This is a genomic window from Galbibacter sp. BG1 (assembly GCF_013391805.1).
Taxonomy (GTDB): Bacteria; Bacteroidota; Bacteroidia; order Flavobacteriales; family Flavobacteriaceae; genus Galbibacter.
In genome coordinates this window covers 2,043,911-2,059,855 of the sequence record NZ_CP058364.1, presented here as the reverse complement: position 1 = coordinate 2,059,855, position 15,945 = coordinate 2,043,911, and the positions used below count along the sequence as shown (strand labels likewise).

At 37.3% G+C, this 15,945-nt stretch carries 12 protein-coding genes and 1 tRNA gene; 6 read left to right on the top strand and 7 right to left on the bottom strand.

The annotated features are described in order from the left end of the window. Positions 1-49 precede the first annotated feature (49 nt). A complete protein-coding gene (locus tag HX109_RS09180) occupies positions 50-1,531 on the bottom strand; it encodes a Na+/H+ antiporter NhaC family protein (protein WP_178951313.1) in 1,482 nt (493 codons plus the stop codon). Between the two features lie 235 nt (positions 1,532-1,766). Here HX109_RS09180 and HX109_RS09175 point away from each other — a divergent pair. Further along, positions 1,767-1,839, top strand: a tRNA-Met gene (locus HX109_RS09175). A gap of 57 nt (positions 1,840-1,896) precedes the next feature. On the opposite strand, the gene HX109_RS09170 is transcribed toward HX109_RS09175, so the two are convergent. The 6 genes from HX109_RS09170 to HX109_RS09145 form a co-directional block, all read right to left on the bottom strand. Further along, positions 1,897-4,275, bottom strand: a complete 2,379-nt coding sequence (locus tag HX109_RS09170; RefSeq protein WP_178951311.1) for a family 78 glycoside hydrolase catalytic domain — start codon at positions 4,273-4,275, stop codon at positions 1,897-1,899. 85 nt (positions 4,276-4,360) lie between these two features. Beyond that, on the bottom strand, positions 4,361-5,968 hold the full coding sequence (locus HX109_RS09165) for a sulfatase (protein WP_178951309.1): 1,608 nt from the start codon (positions 5,966-5,968) through the stop codon (positions 4,361-4,363). A 41-nt stretch (positions 5,969-6,009) separates the two neighbouring features. Then, positions 6,010-7,611 carry a sulfatase gene (locus tag HX109_RS09160; protein ID WP_178951307.1) on the bottom strand — a complete coding sequence of 534 codons (1,602 nt, stop codon included), beginning with the start codon at positions 7,609-7,611 and terminating at the stop codon, positions 6,010-6,012. A gap of 25 nt (positions 7,612-7,636) precedes the next feature. Then, positions 7,637-9,082, bottom strand: coding sequence for an arylsulfatase (locus HX109_RS09155; RefSeq protein WP_178951306.1), 1,446 nt, complete (start codon positions 9,080-9,082; stop codon positions 7,637-7,639). Between the two features lie 248 nt (positions 9,083-9,330). Beyond that, entirely contained in the window at positions 9,331-10,632 is a 1,302-nt protein-coding gene (gene nhaA / locus HX109_RS09150; RefSeq protein WP_178951304.1) for a Na+/H+ antiporter NhaA, read from the bottom strand. A gap of 81 nt (positions 10,633-10,713) precedes the next feature. Continuing rightward, positions 10,714-11,358, bottom strand: a complete 645-nt coding sequence (locus HX109_RS09145) for an MCP four helix bundle domain-containing protein (protein ID WP_178951302.1) — start codon at positions 11,356-11,358, stop codon at positions 10,714-10,716. Between the two features lie 369 nt (positions 11,359-11,727). Between HX109_RS09145 and HX109_RS09140 the strand changes: the two genes are divergently transcribed. The 5 genes from HX109_RS09140 (at position 11,728) to gap (ending at position 15,920) form a co-directional block, all read left to right on the top strand. Then, complete coding sequence (locus tag HX109_RS09140) at positions 11,728-11,931, top strand: membrane or secreted protein (protein ID WP_178951300.1); 204 nt, start codon at positions 11,728-11,730, stop codon at positions 11,929-11,931. 108 nt (positions 11,932-12,039) lie between these two features. Further along, positions 12,040-12,609 (top strand): RNA polymerase sigma factor, encoded by a 570-nt coding sequence (locus HX109_RS09135; protein ID WP_178951298.1) that lies wholly within the window; start codon positions 12,040-12,042, stop codon positions 12,607-12,609. Positions 12,610-12,660: 51 nt separating this feature from the next. After that, a complete protein-coding gene (locus HX109_RS09130; protein ID WP_178951296.1) occupies positions 12,661-13,878 on the top strand; it encodes an Nramp family divalent metal transporter in 1,218 nt (405 codons plus the stop codon). A gap of 91 nt (positions 13,879-13,969) precedes the next feature. Next, entirely contained in the window at positions 13,970-14,848 is an 879-nt protein-coding gene (gene lipA, locus HX109_RS09125; RefSeq protein WP_178951294.1) for a lipoyl synthase, read from the top strand. Positions 14,849-14,924: 76 nt separating this feature from the next. Then, a complete protein-coding gene (gap, locus tag HX109_RS09120; RefSeq protein WP_178951292.1) occupies positions 14,925-15,920 on the top strand; it encodes a type I glyceraldehyde-3-phosphate dehydrogenase in 996 nt (331 codons plus the stop codon). Positions 15,921-15,945: the final 25 nt, after the last annotated feature.

The following is a 15,945-nucleotide window of genomic DNA, read 5'->3' as shown; positions in this document are numbered from 1 at the left end:
TAATTCTAAGCTGCAAAGATAAGTTTTTATAATGGGATATTAATTCAGTTTAAACAAAAAGGAAACCCATAATAAGATAAATAATAATTGTTAAAACCCCTCCAATTAACGCATAGGGAAGCTGGGTATTTACATGGTCGATATGGTCGCTCGCGGAAGCCATGGACGAAATAATGGAAGTATCTGATATAGGTGAACAATGGTCACCGAAAACCCCTCCACCCAGCGTTGCCGCCACAACAAGCGGTAATTCCGATTCGTGTGCAGCTGCCATTGGTATGGCAATGGCCATCATTATGGCAAAAGTTCCCCAAGACGTTCCTGTGGAAAAGGCAATAAAAGAACTTATTAAGAATACAATGGCCGGTAAAAATTCAGGAGACAACCACTCTTTGGACAAAGCAGCTACATAAGGCCCTGTACCTAGTTGATTACAGGCATCCCCTATGGCAAAGGCTAACATCATTAATAACGCTAAAGGCATTAATTCGCTAATACCCTTTAAAACCAAATCTACCATTTCTTTTAGTTTCATAATCCCTTGAGCCCTATACATAATCATGGCTACCAATATAGCCGTGGTTACGGCATATAACACGGATGAAGAACCAGAGCCTTTTCCTATAGCTTGAAATAAATGATTGGAAAAGGAAGTATACTCCAAGACTTCGTTCCAACCGGTAAAAGCTAAATTTATGGGCATCATTATCACCATAGTGGCCAAAGGAGCAATCATGTTATATGCTTTGGGAGTGATTCCTGGTTTGGATTCGAAAGAAGTAATGGTGTCAGAAAGCATTGGTTTGGAATTTTCATTCATCAATACCCCTGTTTCCCGTGTTCTCTTTTCAGCCTTGGCCATTAAACCGATGTCTTTTTTAGAAACAATTACGATGAAAACGATCATTATGGCTATAATGGGATAGAAATTGTAACCGATGGTAGTGATCATCAAGGAAAACGGATTTTCGATCCCTTGGGTTAAAAGTAGTCCCATTATAAATGCGCCCCATGCATTAAAAGGAATTAATATAGATGAAGGCGCCGAGGTGGAATCTGCAATGTATGCCAATTTTTCCCTCGGAATTTTAAGTTTATCGAATACAGGGCGGTACAAGGTTCCAACAGTTAGGGAGCTAATACTCGTTTCCACAAATAACAAAATACCAGTAAGCATGGCCAACAACTGAACAATGACCCTACTATATCCTTTCTGCTTCCTCTCAAAATAAGCAATCAGTTTATTAAGCTCATTAATAAATCCTTCTACACCTTTGGAATATTGAATAAATAATAATAACGCCCCTACCAAAGCACTAAACATTATAGTTCTTGTATTTCCGGGAGATTCAAACACTTTAACCAAACTCTCAATGGCTGCCAATGTACCGTCCAAAGGATTCCAATCGCTAATAATCATCCAAGAAAAGCAAATTCCAAATAAAAGAGCGATGTAGACTTGTTTGGTTCTTAAAGCTAAGATTATAGCAATTATAGGTGGTAAAATTGAGAGAAAACCATAATCTTCCATGCAGCAGTTATCTTAAAAGGAGTGAATATTAAGAGTACAAAGTAGGGGATTTTTATTTAAAAATCAATTTTCAAAATATTGAAAAATAAAATTATCTACTAAAAAAGCCTCACTGTAAACCTCTTAGTATTCTAAAAAGTAACTAAAGAAGGTATTTGATAAATAAATTTCTAAATTTTATTAATAATTTGTTTGGTAAAGTAGAAATAGGTTGTATATTTGCACTCGCAAACATCGCGGGATAGAGCAGTAGGTAGCTCGTCGGGCTCATAACCCGAAGGTCACTGGTTCGAGTCCAGTTCCCGCTACTAAGCTAAAAGCCTTTCAGAAATGAAAGGCTTTTTTGTTATTCTAAAATACTTTATTCAAAGTTTTTTTCGCGATCTAATTTTATTTTTACCTGGCTGAAGTGAATGTACTTCGCCATTATATTTAAACTTTCCACCAAGGTTTGGAGGCAGAATAATAGTCGCATCTAAAAATTTACCAACTACCGAATATGTGACTTCAATACGTCCATTTTTATGAGGCATAGAAGCCTTTATGGAAGCTAAATCCCCTAAATTCGGGCTTATATCTACGGTTTTAAAACCTACATCTGCTGGGCGTATGCCACAAACAAACTTCAACAAATAATAACTCGGGTGTGCACTCCACGCATGGGAGTCGGATCTATCATGGGAAGCAAACCCCGTTTCACCACAAGTGGTATGTCCTTTATCTAAAAATTGATACCATAAGTCCAAATTTTCCAAAAACAGATGCTCTTTATTGGTTTTCTCCATCGCCTTAAAAAGAAAAAATGAAAAATATGTGCTCGCATATTCATCTAAGTCTGTATTTGTAAGAATATTATCTAAGAGTACTTTCTGTTCGTCCTCAGAGAGAATATCACATAAAATTGCCAAAATATTAGCGTGTTGAGAGAAAGTGTCCTTTTCTAGATTATCTGCAAACAACTTCCTGCTATTGTCCCAAAAATTTTTCTTAATCGCCACTTTAATAACATCCGACTCTTTTTTATAAATCTCTGCCCTATCTAAAAAGCCCAATTTTGAATATAATTTCGAAGCACAATCCAATGTATGCGCATAATACAATGTTAACAATGCAGAATGGGTTATCTCATTTTTATCGTTCGATCTAGGAAGACGGCCTTCATGAATGCTCCAATCGACAAAATTTCGGCTTATCACGGTTCCTAAAATTCCTTTTTCTTCATCCATATGCCGATGGAAAAATCCAAGGACATCGTCTATATCTTCAGAAAAAGGTTTTATAAATTCTGCATCACCGCGCATTAAATAATAATCATACAAAGTTTGTATCCAAGCTAAAGACCAGGTCCCCATATCGAAATCGAACCGGGATGGATAAGCGCTTTTAAATAATTTGGTATCGAAATTTTTAGACTGTGGATACAAACGCAAAACCTCCCGCAATAAGCGATCATCGTTAGAATTATAGGTCGATATTGCCGAAATGGGTCGGTTATCACCACCATAACTTAATTGTTCATAAAACGGTGTATCGTAATAAGTTTCCGCAGAGCACATTTGCAGCGTACGATTGCAAATTTTGAAGATTTCATTCAATTTATCATCATTACTTTCAAAAACAGCCATTTCTGGATAGGGATATCCTGAATATTCACTTTCATATGAAATAATATCCAACGGCTCTCCAGCTGTTTCTATGACCAGTTGCACATATCGAAAAGTTCTTTTCCACAACGGTCTAAAAACACGATCATTCTTACCGTCTGGCCTAAAGACATCCCAAACACCATACATGGTTTTACCATTTACAGAATCCCTGTGTGCTTTTAAGTTTACCTTTTCATAAAGAGCTTCCGCATACTTTACTTTTACCGAACTCCCTTTTCCTCGTGAAACTGTTAATTCTGGATAACCCATGGTAAGGACTTCAAAATCGATTAAAACGGAAGCTTTACTGTTTGCGGGAACGGTTATTTTTTGTGCATTTTCTAAAAATCCTTCGGGAATTGAAATCCCTGTTACCGATCTAATTTTTTTCGCCTTGACTTTATGATCTGCCATAAAAGGTATATTCCTTGGCACTAGGTTCCACGGAGCCCCGCCATTAAACGTTAGCACTTCTGCTGAAACCCAATTGCTATCATCAAAGCTCAAGGTCTCCCATCCCCAAGGATACAGAGAGCCATCTAAATCATCTCCAGGCCCGCAGGCATAAAATCCATAAAACCATCGTTCCTTATGAAGCATTTCATTGTAAGAAATAGGAGTGTAAGCTTGATTCTGAAAAGTTTTCCAATTTGACCCCGTTCTTAACTGAGCAAACGCATCATCTTCAACATCTAAATAAAAGGCTGTTTGGGCCGACAAAAAAGCGAGAGGCTTATCTGCGCCGCCATTATAGACCCATGCCGCAATGATATTTTTCCCTTGTTGTAGGAAGGGCGCTAAATCTACGATATCGTACTTATAAGTTTTTAAATCCCCCTTGGCAGGGCCGTAAGAAACCCGTTGACCGTTTACAAATAAATTATATCTATTGTCCGCCGAGATATGAATTTTTAGAACAGATGGCCTCTCGTTTATAGTAAAGGATTTCCTGAAATGATAAACCCCATAATCTGTAGTATTTGCGGTGGGATAACTTACCCACTGCGCATTATTTTGTGCTTGTAATCCACCGAGCGAAATAGAAAAAAATATTAGAAAATAAAGAAGGCTGCTGGATATGAATTTTAAATAATACATTGGTTTTTTTATTGGTGGTAGGTTGGTTTTAAAATGACAAACAATTTCCTCTCGATTGCCTGCATAAATTCAATTTTAAAAAATATTATTCATCCTCCTCATTAAAATTGGGCTCAAAATCTGTTTTATTCACCCACGATGTTTGAATCTCTTCCCCGGCAAGATACCTATTATAAAAATTATTTACTTTACCGAAATATTCATATTCTTCAAAAATAAATTCATCTCCCAAAACCCTTGGATCTTTTTGCTCCGTTAGCTTTTTCATCAAATTTAAACCCAAAGCTGTTTTTATACTATCGTAGCTTTTATTTGTGGCTAAATTATTCATGCAATAAGGATCCTTTGTGATATTAAAAAGCTCCTCTTCTACTCTTTTCCCAAAATTAAACTGCCAATATTTTTTAGGACTATTATTTCTTCTGGTATTTAAAATATAGGTCTTTGTAGGACTCCCGTCTACATTTAAATATCCTGTTTGCGGATTACCTGCTGGCCATCTATCGGGCTTAAGGTTTTTCAGGTATAAATAATCCCCTTTTATGATTCCGCGAATGGGATAACCAAGATCGTTGGGTCTTCCAACATCATGACGTTCTTTTCCAAGAAGCGCGTAATCCCTTTTTGAATTAACAATACTGTCCTTTTCAGAATAAAAGAATTCTGTCAAGCTCTTCCCGGTTATAGGTGCCATTCCCGAATCTCCATGTGCGATTCCAGCAACTTCTAAAAACGTCGGGGCGAAATCTATAAAGCTTACAAGATCTAAAACTTTCCTTCCCTTTTGCTTGATGCCATTTGGCCACATGATCGCTAAGGGCATGTGATTGGAGTATTCATAAGACTGCCCTTTTGCCCTTGGAAATGGCATCCCATTGTCTGCAGTAACCACAACAATGGTATTGTCGAGTTCGTCTCGCTCTTGTAAGGTTTCCAGCATTTTTCCCAATTGGGTATCAAAATATTCTATTTCGAAAGCATAGTCCAGCATATCGACACGAACCGTATCGACGTCGGGCCAGAATAATGGCACTTCTTGTATTGCATTAATTTTTTTTCTTCCTTTTTCAACACCCGAACCAAACTCATAAGACCTATGGGGTTCTAGGGCGCCAAACCAAAAGCAAAAAGCTTCCCCTTTTGGTTTATCTTCAAGAAAAGTTTCAAAATTTTTAGCGTAATCTGTAGATGAAATATGTGTAGTTGGAGGTTCTGTTTTGTATTGATTGTAAGGTTTCCCGGTTAACATCCTTTCCTCACCGTTTTTTATTCCAGGATTGCCCGGAGCCCACCCCTTACCGGTATACCCCACAGAATATCCCGACGAATCCAAAACCTCCACATAACTTTTAAATTTCTCTGGAAAGTTTGGGGAATGATTGGCGGCCGCTTCCAACTGCCAACTATTTCTTCCGGTTATAATACAGGAGCGCGAAGGAGCGCATTTGGCATTTGGAGTATATGCCCGCATAAATAAAAGTCCGTTTTTAGCAACGCGATCGAAATTAGGGGTTTTTACCCAATTGCAGCCATAAGCCCCAAAATGTTTCCAAGTAGCATCATCTGCAATGGCAAATAAAACATTGGGTTTTTTAGGGAGTTGGTCTATTATATTTTCCTGCTTTTTAGCGCATGAAATTGTAATAAACAGCAACAGGGTTTGTAACGTTAATACTTGAAACCATCTAGACATATCATATTATTTTTATTGAAAATAAATTCTAAAAACCTATCTTAGGGTTGATGATACCAAACCTTCAATGGATCCCCACCATATTCGGCACCCACATCGCGTGGTTCACAAAACCATACTAATTCACCTACAGTGGTTAGATTTTCTGGTAATTCCTTTGCATAGGGATGCGTTTGTTTAAACTTCTTTATTATAAAGTCTTGCATTTCTTCAACCTTTTTGGCCATCTCTTCTTCATAAGCTAGATTGGTTGATTCTTGTGGATCCTTTTGAAGATTATAAAGGCGATGGTGAATTCCGTAGGCCCCATTTCCTGTTTTATAACCTTGACCAAGGTCCCTCTTTCCTGTACTGAAGATATACTTCCAATTTTTATTGGCTGCCATCACCTTGTTGTCTTCCAAAAATTCTGCAAACACATAGCTATAAGGACGTGGGGTACCTTCTTCAATAGTAGATTTCAAACTAATTCCTTGAGCCTCTTTCATGGGTGGCGCTTCGACCATATCTGCAATAAAAGGTGCGATATCTACAAATTCTATTACCTCATCAATTACCTTTCCTTTAAAAATATCTTTTCCACCTGCCACTATTAGAGGTGCTTTAATGGATTCCTGCCACATCGTATGTTTTTCAAAGCGCTTATGCTCATTTAACAAATACCCTTGATCTCCCAAGTAGATAATTAAGGTGTCTTCATACAATCCTTTTTGCTTTAGCGCATCGATCACCAAACCTATGTTTTTATCCATATATTCCACCGAAGTGTAATAGGAGGCTATTACCCCTTTTTTCTGAATGTCTGAAAAACCCTTAAAACGTTCTGGAATCCATCGATCATCTTCAGGAAAACCCTTGGGAAGATCCATGTTTTCCGCACGATATTTCCCTTGATATTCCACAGGAAATGCAAAAGGCGCATGGGGTTCATGAAAAGCGAGCCAAAGAAATATTCTATTGTCTTTTTCTTTCTCTATGAAATCAATGGCACTTTTTGCCAGGAAAGTCCCTTCTGCAAAATGATCGTGATACGAATGGGGAAGAGAAAATGGATTCATTCTGGCAATATTTTGTGGTAGCGAATCAATTTCCGTAGTAAATGTTGACACAGTATTAGACACGGGCACAACTTCTTGCTTTTGAAACCATTTTTTATAAGAGGTACGATCTATTAAAGTATCAAAACCAAAAGATGGAGGTTTGTCCTTGTAAAGCGCGCCCCAGATCCATGAATTAAAATGTTGTTTCCCGACAAGCGCCGTCGAAAAGTTTTCTTTTTTTAGATGTTCGGCAATAGTCGTATTGGTTTTATCGTTAAAAGGCGTAAAAAGTAAATTTACCCCTGTTGCGTGCGGATATTTCCCAGTCAACAAAGATTGTCTCGAGGCACTACACAGTGGGGAATTCGAATAAGCGTTCGTAAAAAACGTTCCTGATGCTGCTAATTTGTCTAGATTTGGGGTTCTAATTTTTTTATTGCCATATGCTCCCATCACATTGCTTGAATGGTCGTCGCCAACAATTACCACAACGTGTTTAAACTTTAGATCCTTCTTTTCTTCTGATGAGCATCCGATTAGAAAAAAACTAAAAAAAGCGATGAGGCATGTACAAATTCCATTATTTCTAACGTAAGACATCATTACCATAGCTTTATAAATGCAGTCATTAATAACCTTCTTGAATTGGAAACTCCTCTGAAGGATTTCGAGAACTCTTTAAAAGATTTTCTAGCTCTGCAACTACCTGAGGAAAGTCTTCAGCTACATTATTTTTCTCCCCTGGATCTACTTCTAGGTTATACAATTCTATAGGTGCTTGGGAATCTTTGGCCATATTTCTTCTAATTGCTTTCCATTTCCCCTTTCGCATAGCCACGCTATAACCCTGTTCTGGAAATTCCCAGTAGAGATAATCATGAGTTGTTTGTTTTTCTCCTAAAAGTGCTGGTAGAAAAGAAATTCCGTCAACATTTTTTGGCGGCGAAACCGACGCGAGATCGCAAGCAGTTGGTAAAAAATCCCAAAAGGCACTTATATGCGCCGAAGTTGTGTTAGGCTTTATTTTACCGGGCCATCTTGCAATTAATGGAACTCGAATCCCTCCTTCATACAAGTCTCTCTTACCTCCTTTAAAAATGCCATTACTATTGAAGAAATTAGTAAACTCTACATTAGGCATAGGACCGTTGTCACTGGTGAAAATCACCAAAGCATTTTCGTCTATTTCCTTTTCCTTAAGTTTATCCAGAATTTTACCTACATCCCGATCTAATCTGCTTATCATAGCAGCATAGGCCTTTGTTTCCCGCGACCATTCCTTATTCTCATAATCCCCTAAGTTCGGGATCTCCTGTCTAAAGCCTTCTGGAGCTTCTCCATTATCATGAGGAATTGTTACGGGGAAATAAAGAAAAAAAGGTTCCTTTTCCTGACGATCTATAAAATTTAACGCTTCTGAAATAAAGAAGTCTTGAGAATAGTCAATTTTTGTTTCACTATAACTCCCCAAACCTCTATGCCATTTGGTACTGTCTTCGTAAACAACGGCATTTTTAAGTTCTTCTTTCTTTCCATTTCTTAACAAATATTCTGGAAAACTGTTATGCGCCAAAACTTGATCCAAATATCCATAATAAAGATCGAAGCCCTGCTTCAAAGGGTCGCCAGTAGAATTCTCCACACCTAAACCCCATTTACCAATTAAAGCTGTGTTGTACCCGGCCTTCTTTAAAAGACTGGACACTGTAACGGCTTGATCGCTGAGCGGTATTTGTCCAAACGGATTTGCCTGTTTATTCCCTCTTATCTCTGCGTGCCCCATATGCATCCCTGTCATTAACGCGCAACGGGATGGAGCACAAACGGTATTCCCTGCATAATGCTGTGTAAAACGCATACCTTCTTTTGCGAGCCGATTTAAATTTGGGGTTTTAATGTACTTTTGACCAAAGGGTTCGATATCTCCATAGCCAAGATCATCGGCCATTATAAAAATTATGTTTGGTTTATCCCGAGGTCCTTCTGCACTTTTTTCGGCTGTCTTATTTTTTTCTGAGCAACCTAAAACTAGATATGCACAAAGGGTTACAATCTGAAGAATCTTACTATTCATATAAAAAAATTTCTTTATTTCTATGGAAACTTCCGTATAAAATCAAAAAAAAGTGGGGTTCTAATATTTAATTATAACACTCCCCGCCTCAGCATATCTCCATAATATTCTCTAATATAGACTTTTAAAATTACAGCCCAAAATATTAAACATTTCTGCAGCCATAATGCTAGATTTATTACAATTTGCTGAATGGATCAATTAAAAAGCTATAGACATCCTGCTAAGTTTTAGTTTCAAATGAGACATCAATAAATAGGATTTTCGGCGGGTTTATTCATCCGTAAAATTATATATCCGATCACCGCAGCAAGGGCCGAGCCTATTAAAATTCCTATTTTGGCCGAATTAAGGTAAACTGATGATGAAAAAGCCAAGTTTGCAATAAAAATAGCCATGGTAAACCCAATACCAGCCAGAAAAGAAACACCGACAATTTGTTTCTTATTTATGTCCCATGGTATGGTAATCCATTTCAATTTTTTGGCTAAAAACACTACTAAACTAATCCCTAAACCTTTCCCGAGAACCAAACAAACCGCTATATTGAAAACCAAAGGCCATTTTACCCCAGTCATTCCAAATAGATTAATTCCGGCATTGGCCAATGCAAAAACCGGAATGATAAAATAGGCCACCCAACCGTGTAAATTATTCTCTAAGCTTTGAAGGGGCGACCTAAATTTGTCCACGATGTGTTCAAGATTATTTACATGCTGTAATTGTTGGTCGGATAAAAGGGGTTTATCAAGAACTTTAGCTTCTTTTATATCACTATAAATTCCGTCAATACTCTCTATAAAAGCAGAGGTTTTTAAGTCCTGACGAATAGGTACGGCAAAAGCCATTAATATTCCCGCCAACGTGGGATGTATTCCAGCCTTCAGAAACAAAAACCAAACCGCTATTCCTGCAAACGTTATTAAGAACTTAGAATAGAAGCCTCGACTAGACAAATAATACAAAAAGCCTAAGATTACAAACGCTATCAACAATAAAACTAATTTTAAACTGGTACTGTAAAAAAGTGCAATTACTAATACAGCCCCTATATCGTCTACGATAGCAAAAGCCGTTAAAAAAATCTTTAAATTGAGTGGCACTCTTTTACCGAGCATATTTAAAACAGCCAGCGAAAATGCAATATCGGTTGCCATAGGAACTCCCCAAGCTCCTTCTGTATCTGGATTCTGATTCAAAAAAAGAAAAACCCCAACGGGAATAATCATTCCGCCCAATGCCCCAAAGAGCGGAAAAGCTACTTTTTTAACAGAGTTTAATTCTCCTATGAGCACCTCCCTTTTTATTTCCAGACCAATCAAAAAGAAAAATATGGCCATCAATCCGTCGTTAATCCATAACAAAAGCGGTTTGGTAAACTCAAAACCTTCAGTTGCAATACCAAGATCGTATTGCCAAATCTCGAAGTATAAATCAGACAAGGGAGAATTGGCCCAGATAAGCGCTACTGCAGTAGCCAATACTAAAAGTAAACCACTTAAACCTTCAATTTTAATAAAGCTCTGAAATGGAGTAAGTATTTTTTTCATTTATGAATGTATTGATTTTTTTAAAATAGATAGAACAGCTCCAGATAGAAGTTAATCCTTTTTATTAAACAAATTATGGTGTTATTCAATCCTCATGGATTTCTCTCCTGGATTCTTGGAAAAGCCAATTTTAACCCGATAAAAAATTATAAACTGTAAGGTAATTCCAATAACAATTAGTAATCCTAGTTCGAGGCTGGAGAGTAATTGATTTGTTTCCAAAGACTTTTGGGCAAACAGCGTTCTGTTTTTACCTTCGCTAAGCTGAATTTCAGAAAGTTCTTCCAAATCGTTTTTAAGCGCCTCAAAGACCGGTTCGTAGTTGGATTTATTTTCCAAATTGTCTTTTGAATAGGATGCTTCAAGTTTTTTAAGTTTTTCTATGTTTTTTTTAAGGGATTCAAATTGACGCTCTTCTGCCGCGGTTAATTTGGTGGTTGAAAAATTGGCCACCAAATCGTCTAAAGATTTCCCATCGCTGGTAACCTTGAGTGTTGAGGATTGATTACTTAATTTCAATTCTTTTTCAAAAACAATACTGTTCATTTGAAAAATATAGTTTTGAGCCACAACACGGTCTTCGTAAACCGTAGTTAAAGCTTCTTGTGCGGTATCAAAATGCTTTTTATCCAAAAGATTGGTAGCCAGAATTAATACAAATACCACTACCAAAGCCAAGGCCAAATTAAATCGTTGCTTAAAATCTTTTTTACCGTCGTTACTCATTATTCTTTATTTAGATTAGGATTGTTGTAATGGACATGACTGCTTTTCACAATTTATATTACATAACTTGAAAAACAGCTTGGTATAAATTTAGCAAAATAAATTACATGGAGAAACCGTAATCACTTGAGAGATATTTCCCGAATCAACTCAAACTCAAAAAACCATCGCCTTCTATTTGATGGAGTAGCTATAGAGCTTAGAGCTAAATAAAATAGCATGTACTTTACGTTTTATTGGCAGCAAGGTAATTAACTATACTTTATACATTAAGAAAGATGTTTTTTGTAACTTTGCACCGACCAAAAAAGGTTGCTTTGAAATGTATTACAACCTTTTACGTCTAACTTGATACAAAGAATATTAAAAATGAAACTTATATTAATTAGCATTGTATTATTAGGATTGGCTTTTGCTGGAATTGCTATTAAAATTTGGGGAAAGAAAGACGGTAAATTTGCCGGAACATGTGCCAGTCAATCCCCCTTTTTAAACAAAGAGGGCGAAGCGTGCAGCTTTTGTGGAAAAATGCCAGATGAACAAGATTGCAAAGCAGAACCTCAACACAATTAATACATTTACACTGAAGTAATTTCTTGGGTACTTCCAGAATAAATCTATATTTTTTATTTCTACGGCCGTTAATTTCCTATTTTTATATAGAATGAAAATCTACCTGTATTGCAAGTAACCGCACAAGACATCAAAGAACATATACACCTCGCCAAAAAAGGTGACCAAAAGTCCTTTAGTTTCCTACTGAATAATTTTTGGATTGATGTATATAGTTTTCAACTTTTGCGAACAAGAAACGAAAACGAAGCTGAAGATATTACCATAAGAACGTTTTCCAGGGCTTTTGATAAGATAGAATCTTATAATGATGAATATGAGTTTAAGACATGGCTTATTACCATTTCCAAAAACATCCATATCGATCTCATCCGAAAGAAACAATCGGAAGTTAGCCATAAAACCCTACAGCAAGAAGATAGCAACATCTATAATGTAGCCGACAGCACACCTTCTGCGGAAGACAATTTAATTACTGAACAAAACTTGGCCAGCCTTTTACAACATATAAAAAAGCTGAAGCCACACTACCAAGAAGTTATCAACCTTAGGTATTTTCAAGAATTGTCCTATGCAGAAATAGCGAAAGAACTTAACGAGCCTTTAAACAATGTTAAGGTTAAACTCTTAAGGGCAAAAAAGTTGTTGGCCGAAATTATTCACCAAAAAAAGAAATAATAATTTTCTTATTTTCACTTCCTAAATAACCAACAACAACCCAACTTAGAAGTGAGAAACTTTCTTAAAAAATTAGGTCCCGGACTTTTATTTGCGGGAGCGGCCATTGGTGTATCCCATTTAGTTCAGTCGACCAGGGCAGGTGCCGATTATGGTTTCGGACTCCTTTGGGCACTTCTTTTAGCTCACCTTTTTAAATATCCTTTTTTTCAATATGCTCCTCGCTATGCCATGGCTACAGGCGAAAGTTTGCTCGATGGTTATAAAAAACTGGGGAAAGGCGTATTATTTACTTATTTTATTCTGAATTTTGCTACCATGTTTACCATACAGACCGCTGTTACCATTGTTACCGCTGGTTTGGCCTCCAACCTTTTTGGCATCACCCCAAATCCTATCACTTGGAGCATCATAATTACCGTGGTTTGTATGCTCGTGCTAATTATTGGCAAGTATAAGCTCTTGGATCGTTTAATGAAAGTAATCATATGCACACTTACCATTTGCACCGTAATTGCAATTACCATGGCATTTTCAGCAACAACAGAGCATTTAGATCTTAAACAAACAGTCCCTACGGACGTTGCCGGCATTGCTTTTATCATTGCATTTATGGGCTGGATGCCAGCACCGCTCGATATTTCCGTTTGGCATTCCTTATGGGCCCTGGAAAAAAAGAAAGTTCAAAAATCCTACAAAACAAAACGCTCTATTACCGATTTTAATATTGGTTATCTCAGCACCGTAGTTCTAGGTATTTTCTTTTTAAGTTTGGGAGCGTTCGTCATGCATCAATCAGATGAAAGTTTTAACAACAGCGCGACCCAATTTGCTTTTCAGTTTATCAATATGTACACCGAAACTTTGGGGAGTTATACCTACTACATTGTTGCAATAGCTGCCTTTACCGCTATGCTCAGCACCACTCTAACCACTTTGGACGCCAGCCCCAGGGCCATGGCCAAATGTTCCAATATTATTTTCAAAAGAGAATTTAAACACGCTTTTACCCTTTGGATATTTATCTTAGCGGCTGGTACTGTTTGTATTCTGCTCTTTTTATTATCTGAAATGAAATTGCTTATAGACATTGCCACCATCCTATCTTTCCTCACCGCTCCGTTTTATGCCATCATAAACTACAAATTGGTTGCCTCTAAGCATATGCCAGAAAAATGGCGGCCAAGTTTAAAAATGCATCTTTTAAGCTGGGCAGGTATTGCTTTTTTAATCGGTTTTTCCATTTGGTATATTTCCACCATTCTTTAACCGGCAGCATTTAACTTACCACAAATTACTTCCGTGCGTTTAACTTATTTTTCAGACATAACTTTGTATCTTTGTATTCTAAAATTTTGATATGAGTATAGATACTGCCGGCAGCATTGCTCCTCCTAAAAAAGGAAAGCCAAAATGGCTTAGAGTAAAACTGCCGACCGGAAAAAAATATACCGAATTAAGAGGATTGGTAGATAAATACAATCTACACACTATTTGCACCTCTGGTAGTTGCCCGAATATGGGGGAATGCTGGGGTGAAGGGACCGCTACGTTTATGATTTTAGGAAATGTATGTACCCGATCTTGTGGTTTTTGCGGTGTAAAAACGGGAAGACCCGAGACTGTAGATTGGGAAGAACCAGAAAAGGTAGCACGTTCCATTAAAATAATGAGCATTAAACATGCCGTTATTACTTCCGTAGACAGGGACGATCTTAAGGATATGGGATCCATTATTTGGGCGGAAACTGTAAAGTCCATCCGCAGAATGAATCCAGAAACGACACTCGAAACCCTTATTCCCGATTTTCAAGGAGTAGAACGCAATTTAGACCGTATTGTGGAAGTGGCTCCAGAAGTAGTTTCCCACAATATGGAAACAGTAAAAAGATTAACGCGGGAAGTGAGGATTCAAGCTAAATACGACCGTAGTTTAGCTGTTTTACAATATTTAAAAAACCAAGGAATTAAAAGAACGAAATCTGGAATCATGCTTGGTTTAGGCGAAAAGGAAGAAGAAGTTATTGAAACCCTGCACGACCTTAGAAAAGCAGAAGTGGATGTGATAACTATCGGTCAATACCTACAACCTTCTAAAAAACATCTACCGGTAAAACAGTTTATTACCCCAGATCAATTTAAAAAATATGAAGAAATTGGTCTTGATCTTGGTTTTAGACATGTAGAAAGCGGTGCTTTGGTACGCTCATCTTACAAAGCCCATAAACATATTGAATAAAGAATTTGAAGCTTCCCCAAACATTGTATTTTCAACGTGCAAAAATTAATAGCGAGCTTCTTTTACTATACTTATTTTGAAAAAAACCAGCATTGCCATCAATGGCTTCGGAAGAATAGGTCGTACTGTTTTTAGACTCCTTCTCGATCATCCCGAAATTGAAGTTGTAGCCATCAATGATTTGGCAGATACAAAAACGTTAAGTCACCTCTTAAAATACGATAGTATTCATGGGGTATTGCCAAAGACCGTAACATACGATCGGGATCATATTATTGTTGAGGACAAGAAATTTCCATTAATAAATTGCAGTTCACTAAATTCCATCAGTTGGAAAAAGTTCAATGTAGACATTGTTATTGAAGCTACAGGAAAGTTTAAGACGAGGGAACAGTTGCAGCACCATCTTTTAGGCGGTGCCAAAAAAGTAATTCTATCCGTTCCCGCCGAAGATGACTCCATTAAAATGGTGGTTTTGGGCGTTAACGAACATATCTTGGACGGTTCAGAAAACATTATCTCCAATGCCTCCTGCACTACCAATAATGCGGCGCCGATGATAAAGGTAATAAAAGAACTTTGCGGAATTGAACAAGCTTATATCACTACCGTCCATTCGTATACTTCCGACCAAAGTTTGCACGACCAGCCCCACAGGGATTTAAGAAGAGCTCGTGCTGCCAGTCAATCCATTGTGCCTACTACAACCGGTGCAGCCAAGGCATTAACAAGCGTATTCCCAGAACTTAGTGATGTTATTGGAGGTTGTGGCATTAGGGTTCCAGTACCAGATGGCTCCCTTACCGATATTACTTTCAACGTAAAAAAAGAAACTTCCATTGCTGAAGTGAACGAGGCTTTTAAAAATGCTTCTCAAGGCTCCTTAAAAAATATTTTATCATATACGGAAGATCCTATTGTTTCAGTAGATATAATTAATAATCCATATTCCTGCACTTTCGATGCCCAAATGACCTCGGTAATCGGGAAAATGGTAAAAATAATCGGTTGGTACGACAATGAATATGGATATAGTAGCCGTATTGTCGATTTAATTCATCTTATTAAATAGAATTAATTATATTTACAACATAGCA

What these genes read in the sequence shown, in the direction of transcription:
- nhaA (WP_178951304.1), bottom strand. Translation starts at nt 10,632, where the DNA reads ATGAAAAAAATACTTACTCCATTTCAGAGCTTTATTAAAATTGAAGGT.
- HX109_RS09140 (WP_178951300.1), top strand. Translation starts at nt 11,728, where the DNA reads ATGAAACTTATATTAATTAGCATTGTATTATTAGGATTGGCTTTTGCT.
- HX109_RS09145 (WP_178951302.1), bottom strand. Translation starts at nt 11,358, where the DNA reads ATGAGTAACGACGGTAAAAAAGATTTTAAGCAACGATTTAATTTGGCC.
- HX109_RS09170 (WP_178951311.1), bottom strand. Translation starts at nt 4,275, where the DNA reads ATGTATTATTTAAAATTCATATCCAGCAGCCTTCTTTATTTTCTAATA.
- HX109_RS09165 (WP_178951309.1), bottom strand. Translation starts at nt 5,968, where the DNA reads ATGTCTAGATGGTTTCAAGTATTAACGTTACAAACCCTGTTGCTGTTT.
- HX109_RS09180 (WP_178951313.1), bottom strand. Translation starts at nt 1,531, where the DNA reads ATGGAAGATTATGGTTTTCTCTCAATTTTACCACCTATAATTGCTATA.
- HX109_RS09155 (WP_178951306.1), bottom strand. Translation starts at nt 9,082, where the DNA reads ATGAATAGTAAGATTCTTCAGATTGTAACCCTTTGTGCATATCTAGTT.
- HX109_RS09160 (WP_178951307.1), bottom strand. Translation starts at nt 7,611, where the DNA reads ATGATGTCTTACGTTAGAAATAATGGAATTTGTACATGCCTCATCGCT.
- lipA (WP_178951294.1), top strand. Translation starts at nt 13,970, where the DNA reads ATGAGTATAGATACTGCCGGCAGCATTGCTCCTCCTAAAAAAGGAAAG.